A 16051-nucleotide genomic window follows, 5' to 3' on the forward strand; every position below is an offset into this window, starting at 1 on the left:
CTTGTGTCTTTAACTCTTTCGACGGAATTCGCCATGAACCACAACGTACTCCCAAGCGACCTGCAACTGGATACACTGCGTGCCGCGTACCAGTCCGGCAGCCTGACGCCCCGGCAACTGATCCTGGCCCTCCATGAAAAGGCCGCCGTACTGAATCCTGACTTTCACCTGTTCATCCACCTGCTCACCCCGGCAGAACTGGAGCCTTACCTCGCCGTACTGGAAAACCGCGATATCAAAGACCTGCCGCTGTACGGCATCCCGTTTTCGATCAAGGACAATATCGACCTTGCAGGCATTGCCACCACCGCAGCCTGCCCGTCCTATGCGTATGTGCCACAACGTTCGGCAACCATTGTCGAGCAACTGATCGCTCTGGGCGCAGTGCCCATGGGCAAGACCAATCTCGATCAATTCGCTACCGGCCTGAACGGCAGCCGTTCACCCTATGGCGCATGCCCCAACAGCGTACTCAAGGACTATCCGTCCGGCGGGTCGAGTTCCGGTTCGTCATTGGCCGTGGCATTGGGAGTCAGCAGCTTCTCACTGGGCACCGACACCGCAGGCTCGGGCCGGGTGCCCGCAGCGCTGAACAATCTGGTCGGCATGAAAGCCAGTAAAGGGCTGATCTCCACGGCTGGCGTAGTACCGGCCTGCCGTACGCTGGATTGCGTCACCACCTTCACTGCCACAGCAAGGGAAGCCAGCCAGTTGCTGGGGCTGGTGGCCAGGCTGGACCCTCGCGACGAATACAGCCGCAGCAACCCGCTGTGGAACGACGCTTCGGCCTTCGGCGCGCCCCGTGCTTTGCGTTTCGGCGTGCCACGTGCCGAAGACCTGGAGTTTTTCGGGTGTGCCGAAGGCCCACAGTTGTTCGAGGCGGCGCTCGCTCATCTGAAAGCACTGGGCGGTGAAGCTGTCACCCTGGATCTTTCGCCCTTCCTGGAAGCGGCGCGTCTGCTGTATGAAGGCCCATGGGTCGCCGAACGCTACAGCGTGGCCGGGCAATTGATGCAGGAAGCTCCCGACGCCGTGCTGCCCGTTATCCGCGCTGTACTGGCCAAGGCGCCTGCGGTCACGGGTGTCGATACTTTCCGGGCGCAATATCGTTTGCAGGCGCTCAAGGCGATCTGCGACAAGGCGCTTGAAGACCTGGACTTCGTGGTCACGCCCAGCATCGGTCGCCCGGTCACCTCGGCAGAGCTCGAAGCAGAACCGGTGTTGCGCAACTCGGAGCTGGGTTACTACACCAACTTCGTCAACCTGCTGGATTACGCGGCGGTTGCGGTCCCCAGTGCCTTTATGAACAACGGCCTGCCCTGGGGCGTAACGCTGTTTGGTCGGGCCTTTACCGATCAGTACCTGCTGAGCATGGCCGACGCCTTGCAACGCCAGACCGCACTGCCACTGATCGGTGGCCACATTCCAGATCTGCCTCAACCCAAGTCCGCCGCCCGCAATGACATGAGCCGCCTTGTGGTATGTGGCGCCCACCTGGACGGCCTGGCACTGAACTGGCAACTCAAGCAGCGCGGCGCACGCTTGCTGGAAGTGACACAAAGCTCGCCCGACTATCAGTTGTATGCACTGGCAGGCGGCCCGCCGTTTCGTCCAGGCATGTTGCGTGTCGCGCAAGATGGCGTGGCGATAGAGGTGGAAGTCTGGGAGCTGCCGAGCCGTGAGCTGGGTTCATTCCTGACCGGCATTCCCGCACCGCTGGGGCTGGGCAAGGTGCAACTGGCCGATGGACGCTGGGAAAGCGGCTTTATCTGCGAACCTTATGGCCTTGAAGGCGCGACCGATATCAGCCATCTGGGCGGCTGGCGTGCTTATCTGCAACAGCGCTGAACCCATAAATAGATAGGCAACTGCGCAGCCTTGGCAGTGACATAGTAAGCGGCCACTCACTTCGCTATGTCACTGTCATGGATGAACTCTGGAAATCCCTCTCTGCTGCTTCCAATCTGGAGCATCCCGATTTCATCATATTGCCGGGGCCTGATTCGGAACGAAAAGACAGCCTCAATGGCTCGGGGGCATTTTCCCTTGCGCCGCTGCATTACCCGACTGACGAAAAACCGCTGCCGGAGATCGCCTCGCCATCACCTTCGGCATTACCCGATACACAAGCCCTACAGCGACTGAAAAAGCTCAGAAAAAGCCCCGGTTTCAAACTGCTTGCCGACTCGATCCTGCTGTTGAAAACCCTGCAACTGGACATGGACTGCCCTCCTCCCCGACGGGCGTATATCGGCGAGCAACTGAAAGCCCTGCTGCTGCAGAAGGCTGGCAAGCAACTGGACCCTGACCACCTGCACATCACCTTCACGACCGAAAACCGGCCCTCGGTCGATGAGCGTGGGCGCGAGCGTTACAGCGCCCGACTCTCCCTGACCGAACTGGCCCTGATATCTGGCGACACGAGCCGGCTGGCAGACCTGCTGAGCTGCACGATAACCGACACATTGCCGGCCCCGGATACGCCATCACTAAGCTCCAGGACACTGTTTGACCTCATCATCAATGCCCCGTGGGTCGATGACTACACCAGCAAGGTCAATGCCTTCTGGCACAAACATGAAACGACTTACCGCGCACTGGCCAGGCTTTCCTTTCTCGATGTGCTGGCACGAAAGTTCGCCCGGAAAAAGATCAGCCGCAACGGTTATTACCTGACGCTAGATGCACTGGGGCTCAAGCACTTTCCAGCCGACAGCCAGGCGCTGGAACAGACCGCACGAGGAAACAGCTCGGAGGTCCGCATGCTGTCTGTCAACGCTCAGCTCGTACCCGGCATCTTTCAGGTCAGGTCGCTGAACACCTCGCATTGCTTCATTCATGTCCTGGGTGATACGGCAACCATCACCGAGTACATCAGTGACGAGCCGCGCCAGATGACCCAACGATTGCTCGATGCCCTGAATACCTCAAGGCAGCATCGACTCTGGCTGAACAAATACATTGCCGATGAAAGCCTGGCACTCGTGGTCGAGTCGGTAGTGCTTCAGGGTGACGTGTTCAGCCACCTGACAGATGCTCAGAAAACATTCGCACTCGACCTGCTGGAAAGCGTGGATGGCGCCCACGATATCGACCTGCTCAAACCCATTGCACGTGGCCTGACCCTGGCAGGAGCGGTAGACCTCTGGCAGACAAAGGCCCCCATCCTCGGGCAAGTCCCCGCACCGCTGAAAATAGCGGCGCAGCTCATGGCTGAAGTCATCCTCACCCTGCATGGCGCAGAGCTAAACCCTGATCACGTCTTCATTGCCTATCGACGCGGGCACTCGGTCACGCCGCTGGGCAGCATTCTGCGACCTACCGTTCATGTACACGTACCCGACGAGAAACCCGTCAGCCTCAGTGAAGCCCTGATGAGCAATTATCGGGTGCAATACCCTGCCGGCTATATCGACCATGGCGGTCGGTCGGTGGTGTATCTGGACACGACCGGCAAAGGCGTCTGGTCAGCCGACAAGGAGCTTGCGGTTGCGGCCCTGGATATCGAAGAACGGATAAAAGCCATCGACTTTCTGCACCTGATGTCCCGCCGTCTCGATGAATTCTGGGAACAACAGGCGCAGAGGATCGAGCAGATATTTCAGGCCATGTTGATCAGTCAGGCCGTGATCTGCCTGAAACAGGGCAGCCTGCTGCGCAGCGGCTTCGACAGCATCGTGAAGTCATTGACGGACCCCGCTGCACAATGGCTCACCCTGGGCTTTGAAGTGCAGAACTCATTTGTTGAAGGTGTCGAGCACCAGTATTGCGCTGGCCTGCTGGTGCTTGAGGAGCCCGACAAGCCGCAAAGGGTGCTTTATCAAGCCGGGCTGCCCAAGGCGCTCATTGAATTCAAGAACGATGAGGCCCTTCAGGAATACCTCAGGCAAGCCACCGGGGACGAGAAGTGGCGCACGGCCGTACTGAATTACGTACCGGGCCGCAATCAGGAGCGCTTGAACTATCTGTTCAGGTTATGGGGCGGAGTCCAGGCACCAGACCCGCCTGCTTCGATACTGCGCCCCTGGACAGACGCGATATACAACCCCGATGTGCGCAAGGCATTAAGCCATTCGCTGCATAGATATCTGCTGCCGGGCTCGCCGTTCGCTTTCATGCGCCAGACACTGAAACAGAACACCCTGGAAGAGACCCAACAACAGATCGTGACTTCGACCCAGCTTTCGCTGCGCTACTGGACCCAGCGTCTGAGTCATCTGCAATGGGTGCTGGCCCCCATGTCTTTTCTGCTGACCCCTGCGTTCATTGCGGTACTGGCCATCGACATCGGCATCACGTCCCTGAACATCGTAGCGGCCAATCAGCCCGGCAGTGGTCGCGAGGAAAAGAAGCAGGCGATCCTGTCTGCACTGTCATTGGGGTTGTTCAGCCTGATGCCTTTCACGCCAAGGTTGCTTGGGGCGCTCAAGAAAGTCGTGACGCCTGCAAGAAACATCGTGCGCACACAACGCGCCACAGCCGTTCGCCCCTTGAGCCACGCGTCACTGTTTGGCCATTCAATGCAACCTCGGCAAACCCGTCTGGAGAAGTTCTTTCACACCGACAGCATGCTCAAGGTCTGGACCGTGCCGGGGCATCCACGCTATGGCAACCTGCCTATCCATGCCTGGAAACTGGGACGCAAGTTTCTGCTCTGGACATCCAGCAAAGGTCAGGCCCGCACCCTGGTGGTCAGCACCCATGGCCAGTATCTGCCCTGGAGTTCGACGGTCAAAATCCCCAACGGCACAGAAATACAAACCTATGCACCTCATGGTTATCTTCTTGCCGATCCAAAGCTGCATCGCGTCGTCAGTAAAAAAGTCGGCCCATTTGCCATATCGAATACGGCGGGCAATACCCTGGCGATACCGCCATCTTCACTGCCCTCTCTGGTAGTGACCGACAAACTCATGGCGGGCACCTCGGTTCACGGCAGATTGAAGAATTACACCTTGTCAAAGTTTCAGACTCTGGCCGATGAAAGCTATCAGGACATTGCCAATATTGTGCGCAATTCAAATATCTCGCCTTTCAAAGGGCACCTCCCGCCCGTCCCCATGGATATATTGACGGTGCGTAACCGTTTTGCAATGTCCGCACCCTCGCTGGAAGATCTGTTCAAGACATTATCGGCGCAGGGTATTCATTACGACCGGATTCTTTTGGTGCATTGTCGATGTTCCGCCATTGACGCCTTCCTGCGTCGAAGCCCGGTTTATCTGGCTCCGGCGCTTATCAATGCGCCCTGACTGAAAGTGGCCAGAGACTTGCTTTATATATCCGGTTATTAATGAATCGCCGATTCATTTAATATACGCACTCTCAAGGATATTCAAGAAAGCGGATCTTTCATGCCCCATCACTCTGCAATTACATCTCATCGTTCATTATTACTGACCTTAGTGTTTTTGCTCGGAAGCGGCTTTCTGACAACCTCACTGTTGAGCTATTACGTTTCACGAGAATCCATTCGCAACGCAATTATCAACACTGAGTTGCCATTGACCTCGGATACCGTCTATTCGGAAATCCAGAAAGACCTGGTCCGGCCCGTTCTCATTTCCTCGATGATGTCGCGCGATACTTTCATGCGCGACTGGATTGTCGATGGCGAACGCAACCCGGAACAAATGACCCGTTACCTCAAGGAAGTCATGGATCATTACGGAGCCTACACATCCTTTTTCATCTCCGATTCCACCCATATCTATTACCACGCCAAAGGCATTCTGAAAAAAATCAGCGCCCTTGAACCGCGAGACGCCTGGTATTACCGGGTGCGGGACATGGACGTGCCTTACGAAATCAGCTTCGACCCCGACATGGCCAACAAAGACAACCTGACCTTTTTCATCAACTACAAAGTATTCGACTACAACAACCGGTTTATCGGGGTAGCCGGAGTAGGTCTTACCGTCGATGCCGTCACCCAACTGATTGACCGCTACCAGCAACGCTATGAGCGCAACGTCTACCTCGTCGACACCTTCGGACGCATCGTCCTGACTGGAGCGGGCGGCGGGCCACAAGGCGCAGTGATCGGGCAAAAGCTGCAAGACCTGCCCAGCATGAGTGACCTGCAGGAAAAGCTGCCCAAACCTCACAGTGGCACCTTTGAATACAGCACCGAAGACGAAGGTCATTTTCTGAATGTGCGTTTCATCCCCGAACTGGACTGGTATCTGTTCGTCGACAAACAGGAAGAAAAAGCCCTGAGCGACATTCGCCAGTCGCTGTACCTGAACCTGTTCATCTGCCTGATCGTGACGCTGGTGATTGTCGGGCTCCTGCATCGCATCATCATCAGCTACCAGCAAAAACTTGAAACCCAGGCCGCGCTCGACAGCCTGACCGGCTTGCCCACTCGTCGAGGCTTCAACCTGCTGGCCGTCAATACGCTCAAGGATACGCAACGCGAAGCCACGCCCCTTACGGCGCTGCTGCTGGACCTGGATCACTTCAAGCGGCTCAATGACACTCATGGTCATCTGGCGGGCGATGAAGTGCTGGCCGGTTTTGCCAATGATCTGAAAAGCTGTCTGCGCCAGTCAGACATCATTTGCCGCTGGGGCGGTGAAGAGTTCATCATCCTGCTCAAGGGCAGCGACACCAAAGGCGCCCAACGCATCGCCGAGAAAATCCGTGAACTGGCCGAACAGCACGTTTATATATTTTCCGGCCTGCCATTACAGGTCACCGTCAGCGTAGGGCTGGCCGAACTGCAAAGCGGTGATACCCTGCAAAGCCTGATCGCCCGTGCCGACAGCGCGCTCTATCGCGCCAAACTCAATGGCCGCAACCAAGTCTGTATCGAGAACCCTATCCCGGCATGAACACAACAGCGACACACACAGACCCCGGCCTGTGCCCGGTATGCGGCTTCAGCAACAGTTGCACACTGGCGGACCCACGCACGGTCGATCAAGCCTGCTGGTGCTTTTCGCAGACCATTGACCCGGCCGTGCTGCAAGCCCTGCCCGCCGAGATCCGCAACCTGGCCTGCCTGTGCCCGCGCTGCGCCGGCATCGCAAACAGTGTGCAGGCCAAACCGGAACGATAGGCGTACCATGCGCGCTCCTTGCCCATCGCCCTGTTACCCTCATGCGTCTTGACCGCTTTCTCAGCAACCTGCCCCGCTTCAACCGCCAGCATGTCCGCCTGGCGCTGGCCAGTGGGCGAGTCAAAGTCGATGGCCTGGTGATTGGCGATCCACATCATGAAGTGCGCGAGTTCAGCCGAGTGGAATTCGACAGCGAATTACTGCAGGCCGGCAAGGCAGCCCGTTATTTCATGCTGCACAAACCGCGAGGCTATGTGAGTGCAACAGTCGATGCACAACACCCGACCGTACTCGACTTGCTGGATGAACCCGACAAACATGAACTGCACATCGCCGGTCGGCTGGATTTCAATACCACCGGCCTGATGCTGATCACCAACGACGGACAGTGGTCACGTCGCCTGACCCAGCCTCAAACCAGACTTTCAAAAGTGTATTACGTCGAGACAGAGCAAGTTATCGACGAACGGTACATAGCAAAGTTTGCCGAAGGTTTTTACTTTGCCTACGAGAACATCACCACACAACCTGCCGCTCTGACCCTGCTCGGACCTCGCCGTGCAAGGCTCAGTATCGTGGAAGGCCGTTACCATCAGGTAAAACGGATGTTCGGTCATTTCGACAATAAAGTACTGATTCTGCATCGAGAAAGCATGGGGCCTCTGGCCCTGGCCCCCGAGCTAGAGCCCGGCAGCTATCAGGCACTGAGTAGCGCTCAAATTCAGTCGATCTGAAAAAGTCACTACCATTCGGCGGAACGGCCAGATCAATTACGAACGGCACTTGCGGGTTCCCGGATCGCCTGCTTGAATCCAATCGTCAGTCCACATGTGACTGGCAAGTCAGCAACGCATTCTAAGAAACCTTTTGCCGTATCGAGCCCTCGGGTTCACGACAAATTGCCCGCCAATAACAATACCTGTCGAACAGATCGTTTGGATCGACATGGGCCTTCAAGGCTAATGCCTACCTGTCACCAAACCGTGCATTTTTTTATTTGCGCTAGCGCATACGCATATCTGTAAGTCAGGAGACATACATATGAGGCCAGAAATCGCCGTGCTTGATATACAAGGACAGTTTCGGGTTTACACGGAGTTCTACCGCGCAGATGCCGCGGAAAAAACCATCGTCATGGTTAACGGCTCGCTGGCCACCACCGCTTCCTTTGCCCAGACCGTTCGCAACCTGTATCCACAGTTCAATGTGGTGCTTTACGACCAACCCTATGCCGGGAAATCCAAGCCGCACAACCTGCATGAAAAACCCCTGACCCGGGAAATGGAAGGCCAGATACTGCTGGAGCTGATCGACCACTTCAACGCCGAACACATCATGTCGTTTTCATGGGGCGGAGCCGCGGCACTGGTTGCATTGTCACACCGGCCAAAACGCATCGAGAGTGCGGTCATCAGTTCGTTCTCGCCGATCCTCAACGAACACATGCGCGGCTACCTGAACCGTGGCCTGAAGCACCTGGGCGACCATAACCGCTATGAAATGGGCCACCTGATCAACGACACCATCGGCAAACATCTGCCATCGCTGTTCAAACGCTTCAACTATCGTCACGTCAGCAGCCTGGACCTGCATGAATACGACCAGATGCACTATCACATCAGCCAGGTACTGGAACTCGATCCGGACAACTACCTGACCGCTGCGAAGAACATCAACGTCCCCATACTGTTCATGAACGGCGCTTGGGACGAATACACCGCAGCGGACGACGCGGTGCTCTTTGCTCAACACGTACAGAACTGCAGCTTCAGCACCATCGAAGCCGCCGGACACTTTCTGGACATGGAACACAAAGCCGCCTGCCGCGACTCGAAAAAGGCACTGATGGGTTTTCTGCAACCAGTAGCAGAACCCGCTCGCCACGCCTACAACCAGGCTGCGCACCATGCATTCGCCTTCTGAGCCCGGCGCTCGACAGAGCCGAGGGACCATTCGCCAACGCAGGGAAAGCAGCAACTGGCGAATGGTCTCCCTGGGCGCAGTACAGCCAGAAAGCGCGGCTGGATGAATTTAGCGCTTTAACTCGCACCGGGCATCTGGTACAAAGTCAGCCGCTCAGAGCGGGTATAGTTTAGTGGCAAAACGAAAGCTTCCCAAGCTTTAGTTGAGGGTTCGATTCCCTCTACCCGCTCCAGCCTTTCCTTAGAAAAATCCTTTTTAATCAACATCCTCTGCTGATTAACTTCTGCAATACCATTGATCAATTTCCCCATCCTGAGTCCATCTGGCAGCAATACCCACTGGGCATAGATCTCTTGAGATTTTGTGAGCTGCGCCCACGATGGGACCGGTAAGATCAGCCCTGCATCCCGCGAACGCACAAACAATCTCAGCGCCGCGAGCCGCAATCATGACTCACGGATGATCGCCACTCGATCATGTGCCCCCGTCGCGGACATAGGCGCCAAGTGAGGTGGGGCAAAGCGGCGCACGCCTGAGTTGAAGCACATCAAATTCCCTGAATCGTACCGGTTCAGTGAAACTATCAGTTACCAAGTCAAATTGACCTGGGGCGTTATCGGGCAGCAACCTTCTCGTTTTGGTCTGAACTCATACAGGGACTTCACGTGGAGGAGGATAAACACGACTCTTTTTTTGACTCACTCTTGCATCAGAAGCGCCCAAACGCTGGAGCCTCATGGGCAGCGTGGGCCAAAACCTCTATACCAGAACCCATGTACGCCCCCAAAGATGAATGGCCATCTCCCAAGCAGCGCGCAGACCTAGTCTTCGCCAAATCCTGCGTTGCTGAAAATTGGTGCAGCACAGAAGCAGGAACGATCACCGAACCAGCCTCCAACTTCGGCAACATCATGGTTGTTGCCTCCATGCTTTTGCCTTCGTCGGCAGATGCATTGGCAATGGCCATCGGTGCTGATGCCGGACTGGGCCGTGTTGCTGGCGGTGGCATCATGCAAAAGCGTATGACGTGGGCAATACGTGGCGCCGGGGGACCGATAAGCGTTTTTATAATGGGCATGCTCCCCACCAAAATGGGTGACGGCACACTCCATACAGATGAACAACTGCGCAGCATGGGCAAGGCCACAACACGGGTGCGCTTTCAGTTCAGGCGTGATGCCGAAGGCATAGCAAAGATCTACGGCATTCACACCGGCGCGTCAGGTGATGACTCGGTACGCATAGTGCAGGTGAAGTGGAACGCAACCAAAACTGCGATGGAGGCCGAACTAAACGGGATCACCATTCTCTGGACGCCGCCAAACAGCTCTTCAGGAATGCCACCACTGACTTACCCCGACCAAAGCAGTGAGCAACTGGGTGCCATCCTTGTACACCCAATCCCGGAAAACACGGACAGCCTGATTGAAGGCCTTCCCGGCGACGACATTACAACTGACGACTGTATTCTGGTCTTTCCGGCAGAAACGGGCTTAAAGTCGCTGTATGTGGTTTATGCAAAGCCGCTTGGCGGAGACCACAGCTATCATCCAGCCCCCAGAGGGCTTACAGCTTTTCCAGATGCACGGATTACCCCACGGAAAACATCGATACAGGGCGGAGGGGGGCTACGCAAACGATGGAAGACAAGAGATGGCACTATTTTCGAGTGGGATAGCCAACATGGGACTGTTGAGAAATACAATAAGCGCGGAGCCCATCTTGGAGAGTTTAATCACGAAACAGGTGAGCAAACCAAAGACGCAGATAAAAACAGACAGGTAGAACCATGAAATTTATCATCGAAGCATTCGACAAAGAGAACGAATTTCTAGATTTTGAAATTGTTCTACCAGATGACTGCGAAGCCCAACTAGCCGAAATTATGAATTGGTCATCACCGCAGCGAGGTATTGAAGGTTACAACCTTAGCAATACCCAGCTGTCCAGCATCGAGGTGTTGGCAGGTAAGCGTTTCAACGACGAGAAACACATATTTCAACTGACCTGTAACGTAAGTTGAATTAAAACCTCCCACGGCTGCCAGGAGGCGTGCGGGCTGTGATCGAGATCGACTATCCCGAATCAGACGGTCGCTCAAGTCTGAGCCGATACGCCAACAGGCAGGAGCAATCGGGCGGCGCTCCGCTTCTTCGCGAGAGGCGCGTACACCCGAACAAAATGTATCTCCTTCAATGAAGTCTCGCGGATAAATCCGCTCCTACCTGCTGATGCCGATAAGTTGAGGTCATAAATCACTTTGAGGGAGGCAGCTTGCTGGCGACCTCGCTCCCGACCTTCGCCGTCAACCAGATCGATTTATTCCTGTTCACCGGATTACTGATGAAACCGTGGTCATGCAATCGACTCATAAGTTTTTCGTCGTACTTCATGATCGTTGCTCCACTCATATTCAAAAGTAATGTCGAGCTTGTGGGTATCTGCAGGCAGCCCCACAAAGCCCGACACAACTACTGAACCATGACCAGGCTTTGAAGTGAACACCCGACCTCAGCATGCTCCAGGCGGAATGCCGTTCTTGTTGAAGTCCTTCAGCCGCTCCCTTTCCTTCTCGGTCGAATGCGCGGGGGTGTCGTTCTCGGGTTTGTCCTGTTGCTTCTGCTTATCGTCACTCATGGTCTGACCTCCTTTGGCCATCAGTCCAGACAGGTTTTACGCTTGGTATTCAAAAGAGCCTGACAAGTGGATAACAGTTCCTGCCAATTGCCTCATTGCAGAGAAACCGCCGGGGTATCGCCTTTGAACTTTTCCGGGACGATGGGTTTCAGACACCTGAATTCATGGAGAAACCTTATGACCCAGACAGCATTGGTCGTCGGTGCCAGCGGCATCGTCGGTAGCGAAACCACTCGACTCCTGATTGAAAACGGCTGGCAGGTTGCGGCGCTTTCGCGCAATCCATCCCCCGCGAAAGGCGTGATCCCGGTCGCTGCTGATCTTCAGGACCCCGCATCGCTGCGCTCGGCGCTGGCAGACCTGAAACCTACCCATGTATTCATCACGACCTGGTCACGGCAAGCGACCGAAGCCGAGAACATTCGGGTCAACGCCGCCATGGTGCGCAATGTGCTGGACGCCGTTCGCCCGGCCGCAAGCGTGAAGCACGTGGCGCTGGTCACGGGCTTGAAGCATTACCTCGGCCCTTTCGAGGCCTATGGCAAAGGCAGCCTTCCGCAGACGCCGTTCCGTGAGGATCAGGGTCGCCTGGATGTAGAGAACTTCTACTACGCGCAGGAAGATGAAGTATTCGCCGCCGCCGAAAAGGACGGTTTCAGTTGGAGCGTGCATCGCCCGCATACGGTCACAGGCGTCGCCGTGGGCAACGCGATGAACATGGCGACAACCCTCGCCGTCTACGCCACCATCAGCAAACACACTGGACGCCCCTTTGTATTTCCCGGCTCACGGGTGCAATGGGACAGCCTCACCGACATGACCGATGCCCGGCAACTTGCCAGACAGCAGCTCTGGGCAGCGACTACACCAGAGGCCGCCAATCAGGCATTCAATATCACCAACGGCGATGTATTTCGCTGGAAATGGATGTGGGGCCAAATCGCCAACTACTTCGGCCTGCAACCGGCCGACTTTCCATCGGCGCCCTCTCCACTCGAAACGCAGATGGCCAACGACCAGAGCGCATGGAGTCAGATCGTTGCAGAGCATGATCTGCGCGAAGCCGACATCAGCCGCCTGATATCGCCATGGCACACCGATGCAGACCTTGGACGTCCCATCGAAGTAGTCACCGATATGTCGAAAAGCAGGGCATTGGGCTTCAGCGCCTATCAGGCCAGTGACCAGGCCTTTTTCGATGTATTCGACAGGTTGCGCGCTGAGCGCTTGATACCCTGACTGATAAGTTAAGGCGTACATATCACTAAGTGAGAGGGGCCTTGGCCGCGACTTCAATGCTGTCGCGGCCAAGGCCCCTCTCACAATGTGTAACTACCATCCCTGCCTACATCAACTCTCCACCACCGGAAAACTCAAGACTGTCGTAGTCCCGACGGGATCATGCGTCGTCACTACAAGCTCGCCTCCCAACTGCGTCGCCAAGGCCTTTGTGAGTTTGCGGCCTAGCCCTTTGCGTCGCGGCGCGGGGTCCGTGGTTTCGTCAGGCAGGCCGATCCCGTTGTCCGAGACGGTCAGCACAAACTGTTGGTTGGTACGGCAAAAATCTACTGTGATGCTACCTGCGCGCCCATCGGGAAACGCATGCTTCAAGGCATTGGTAATGAGTTCATTGGTGATGAGCCCCACAGCCCCGGCACGATCCAGAGGCAGTGTAAGGGCCTGTGCCTTTACAAGCATTTCAATGGGCCGGGTTTCGGCCATGCTGTAATTCAACCCGGCGACCAGGTCCTGGAGGTATTCATTCATGTCAACGGATACCTCACCATCGTGGTGAGCCAGGCGATCATGCATGGAGGCAACAACGTTTATCTGTCCGGCCGCCTGTCTGAGGGCCGAGGCGACGTCGGGGGCAGAGTGGACGGCTTGCAGATGCAGGGTGGCGATGGTGCGCTGCATGTCGTTTTTGACCCGATGCCCGAACTCTACGAGCAGCAACTGTCGTTCGCGCTCGCCTTTCTCGGCCAGGGCACGCGCCTTCTCCGCATCATCGTGGGCGATGGCCGTCTGGCGCTGCAATTGCTCGGTTTCGAGGTAGGCATTGCGCAATGCCGACCCCATTAGCGTAATAAGTGCACTGGTCATGATGAATAGCGTGAGGCTGAATGCGCCACTGGGTGCAGCAATACTCAAACTGCCGAGCGGGGGAAGGAAGAAATAAGCAGCAATGGCTGAACTCAGGGCTGTGGCAAACAGACCGAAACGCCGTCCGAAAAAAATCGCCGAGAACAGGATGGCCGGCAAGAAAAACAATATGGGCAAGGGTGGAATCGCGGTGAATACTTTTGCTCTCAATAAATACGCGCTCCATACAATCAGCAGCGTCAGCCCCCATTTCAGGGGCTGGGGCAAATCAAGACGTATCAGTGCGCGCACATCAAACCGGGTAACTGGCATCACGTGTTCCCAAATAACCAAACTCTACAAACCTGACTGATAAAACGTCCCTTCCCGGCGGCTTAACAACAAAGGCCGCCCCTTGGAGTCACTCTGTTTCAACCCGATTGCGCCCCAGACTCTTCGCCCGATACAGCAGCCGATCCGCCTCTCTCAAACTTGCAGCGTAGCTCTCTCCTTCGGACAACCGCGTAGCGACCACGCCGGCACTGATGGTAACAACCTTCAAGGCACTGCCCGAATGTTCAATGCCAGCGGCATGGATGGCTGACCTTATGAGTTCAGCCACACTCAATGCACCGGCCAGATCGGTATCCGGCAGCAAGACCACAAACTCTTCCCCGCCATATCGAGCGGCCAGGTCGGCAGGGCGACGGATATTGGCCTGTATAAGGCGCGCCACCTGTTGCAGGCATTGGTCGCCCATAACATGACCGTAGGTATCGTTGTATTGCTTGAACCAGTCGATATCGAGAAGAATCAGCCCGATACTTTGTCCGTTACGCCGCGATTGAGCTTCCTCTTTCTGTAATGCGGCATCGAAGCATCTTCTGTTAGCCACGTTTGTGAGGCTGTCTGTTTGCGCCAGTATTTCCAGTTCGCTGCGTGCGATATTGAGTTGTTTTTCAGCCTTCAGCAGTTTCTGAACCTGGCTGTAAAGCACAACCCCGAGCAACGTGAGTGCAAAAATGATGAAACCGGCAATGGCGAACGAGCGGTAGGCATATGTCCACCAGTTGGAGAATACGTATTCATAGGAAAACCCCGCAGCCGTCACCATTGGCAGCCCTTGCAGGCGGCGATAGGCATATATCCGTTCAATACCGTCCACTACAGAAGTGATAATGGCGGTACCTCTATCGCTTACAGGCAGGTATCTGCTGAAGATTTCCCCCTTGGAAATATTGGTCACCACCAAGGTCCCAACTGCCGGGCGACGTGCCAGCAGGTCCCCGTTATCAAGGGCTAGAAAAATGACGCCTTTATCATCAACTTCCATGCGCTCAAAAAAACGCTGGAAATAAGCAACAGGAATCGTGGCCAGGGCAACCCCCGCAAAGCCACCATCCGGACTTTGAATACGGCGACTGACCGGAATCACCATTTCTCCGGTAGTGCGGCTTGTGATGATCGAACCAATATGAATCGAATCATCAATGTTTTCGCGGTGATAAATAAAATAGTCGCGATCGCTGTTATTTTTTTTGCTGACGTTTGGCGAGAAGGAGTTGGCGATCCAGTTTCCCTCTTCGTCATAGATGAAAAGTCCCTGAATACTGTCCATCGTGGCAGTGTCCTGGGACATGATTTTGTGCAGGCGTAGTTGCTGGGGCCGGTCCATGCCCTCGCTCTCTACCCGCTCAACGATATCCCTCAACTTGTTGTCAGCCTGACGGACGGTGTCTTGAGCCTGTTGCTCGGCAGCACTGACAATATTTGAAACACCCATTTGGGCATTTGCCAGACGTTCATCGGCCGACTGTTGGATTTGCCAGGCTGTGGCCAGTATCAGGGAGACGCAGACCAGAACAATGAAACCTATAAGCCCTGCCGACAGGGCTTTAGGTGTGAGCCGGGCCGATACGAAGGGTATGGGCTTCATGGTTTCTCGTCATTTTCTTGGCAGATCCGTGCTTTGCTGCACATTTCATACCCAAGGGGATGACGAGTATTGTGCGAATTTACACCTTCACCCAGCGCTCCACTTTGATTTCCGGCAAGTCCTGGCGGCGCATGTATACACGCAGCGGTTCGGTGATATTCAGGCGGCTGTCGATGTTCTGGTCGAGCAGCAGTTGCAGGCGCTCGCGGCTGAGGTTCATCTGGGCGCCGGAGCCTGCACTCCAGACGAATTCACTGGTGGGGGTGATGCTGTCTTCGGTGACGTCCATGCCAAAAGAGTCTTCGCTGAAACGAACGATGAAATGTTTGTGCTTGTGGTGATAGCCCACAAAACCTTCAAGTTGCTCGGCGGCTTCGCAGATGTCGCTGGAAGTGGTGCTCATTGTGTTT

14 protein-coding genes and 1 tRNA gene are annotated in these 16051 nt (G+C 55.6%); 10 read left to right on the forward strand and 5 right to left on the reverse strand.

Going from position 1 to position 16051, the window contains the following annotated elements; all coding sequences use genetic code 11:
• Positions 1-33 precede the first annotated feature (33 nt).
• From atzF to JL015_RS03560, 9 genes are all read left to right on the forward strand, one after another.
• Complete coding sequence (gene atzF, locus JL015_RS03520) at positions 34-1848, forward strand: allophanate hydrolase (RefSeq protein ID WP_201017419.1); 1815 nt, start codon at positions 34-36, stop codon at positions 1846-1848.
• Between the two features lie 77 nt (positions 1849-1925).
• Positions 1926-5252, forward strand: coding sequence for a dermonecrotic toxin domain-containing protein (locus JL015_RS03525; RefSeq protein WP_201017420.1), 3327 nt, complete (start codon positions 1926-1928; stop codon positions 5250-5252).
• Between the two features lie 102 nt (positions 5253-5354).
• Positions 5355-6836 (forward strand): sensor domain-containing diguanylate cyclase, encoded by a 1482-nt coding sequence (locus JL015_RS03530; protein WP_201017421.1) that lies wholly within the window; start codon positions 5355-5357, stop codon positions 6834-6836.
• A complete protein-coding gene (locus JL015_RS03535; RefSeq protein WP_201017422.1) occupies positions 6833-7063 on the forward strand; it encodes a cysteine-rich CWC family protein in 231 nt (76 codons plus the stop codon). Before JL015_RS03530 ends, JL015_RS03535 begins: the two co-directional genes overlap by 4 nt.
• A 41-nt stretch (positions 7064-7104) precedes the next feature.
• Positions 7105-7797 (forward strand): pseudouridine synthase, encoded by a 693-nt coding sequence (locus tag JL015_RS03540; protein ID WP_201017423.1) that lies wholly within the window; start codon positions 7105-7107, stop codon positions 7795-7797.
• A 307-nt stretch (positions 7798-8104) separates the two neighbouring features.
• Positions 8105-8986: an alpha/beta fold hydrolase gene (locus JL015_RS03545; RefSeq protein ID WP_201017424.1), complete on the forward strand. Its 882-nt coding sequence runs from the start codon at positions 8105-8107 to the stop codon at positions 8984-8986.
• A gap of 158 nt (positions 8987-9144) precedes the next feature.
• Positions 9145-9218: transfer RNA gene (locus tag JL015_RS03550), tRNA-Gly, on the forward strand.
• Positions 9219-9759: 541 nt separating this feature from the next.
• Entirely contained in the window at positions 9760-10779 is a 1020-nt protein-coding gene (locus tag JL015_RS03555; RefSeq protein ID WP_201017425.1) for a colicin E3/pyocin S6 family cytotoxin, read from the forward strand.
• Positions 10776-11009: a DUF7683 domain-containing protein gene (locus JL015_RS03560; protein WP_095068582.1), complete on the forward strand. Its 234-nt coding sequence runs from the start codon at positions 10776-10778 to the stop codon at positions 11007-11009. The genes JL015_RS03555 and JL015_RS03560 overlap by 4 nt, the downstream gene beginning before the upstream one ends.
• 232 nt (positions 11010-11241) lie before the next feature.
• Here the strand turns inward: JL015_RS03560 and JL015_RS27995 are convergent, their stop codons facing one another.
• Together JL015_RS27995 and JL015_RS27890 are read right to left on the reverse strand one after the other, a co-directional pair.
• Positions 11242-11397, reverse strand: coding sequence for a DUF6429 family protein (locus tag JL015_RS27995; protein WP_374063362.1), 156 nt, complete (start codon positions 11395-11397; stop codon positions 11242-11244).
• Between the two features lie 100 nt (positions 11398-11497).
• The gene (locus JL015_RS27890; protein ID WP_268939515.1) at positions 11498-11623 is read right to left on the reverse strand and encodes a hypothetical protein; all 126 of its coding nucleotides are present in this window, start codon (positions 11621-11623) and stop codon (positions 11498-11500) included.
• Positions 11624-11800: 177 nt separating this feature from the next.
• Between JL015_RS27890 and JL015_RS03565 the strand changes: the two genes are divergently transcribed.
• Positions 11801-12862: an SDR family oxidoreductase gene (locus JL015_RS03565; RefSeq protein WP_201017426.1), complete on the forward strand. Its 1062-nt coding sequence runs from the start codon at positions 11801-11803 to the stop codon at positions 12860-12862.
• A gap of 111 nt (positions 12863-12973) precedes the next feature.
• On the opposite strand, the gene JL015_RS03570 is transcribed toward JL015_RS03565, so the two are convergent.
• The 3 genes from JL015_RS03570 to JL015_RS03580 form a co-directional block, all read right to left on the reverse strand.
• Positions 12974-14038: a DUF4118 domain-containing protein gene (locus tag JL015_RS03570; protein ID WP_201017427.1), complete on the reverse strand. Its 1065-nt coding sequence runs from the start codon at positions 14036-14038 to the stop codon at positions 12974-12976.
• An 88-nt stretch (positions 14039-14126) separates the two neighbouring features.
• Positions 14127-15641: a diguanylate cyclase gene (locus JL015_RS03575; protein WP_201017428.1), complete on the reverse strand. Its 1515-nt coding sequence runs from the start codon at positions 15639-15641 to the stop codon at positions 14127-14129.
• A gap of 79 nt (positions 15642-15720) precedes the next feature.
• Positions 15721-16044: a DUF2025 family protein gene (locus tag JL015_RS03580; protein WP_201017429.1), complete on the reverse strand. Its 324-nt coding sequence runs from the start codon at positions 16042-16044 to the stop codon at positions 15721-15723.
• Positions 16045-16051 lie beyond the last annotated feature (7 nt).

The sequence above is a fragment of the Pseudomonas cichorii genome (assembly GCF_015471405.1).
Classification (GTDB): Bacteria; Pseudomonadota; Gammaproteobacteria; order Pseudomonadales; family Pseudomonadaceae; genus Aquipseudomonas; species Aquipseudomonas serbiensis.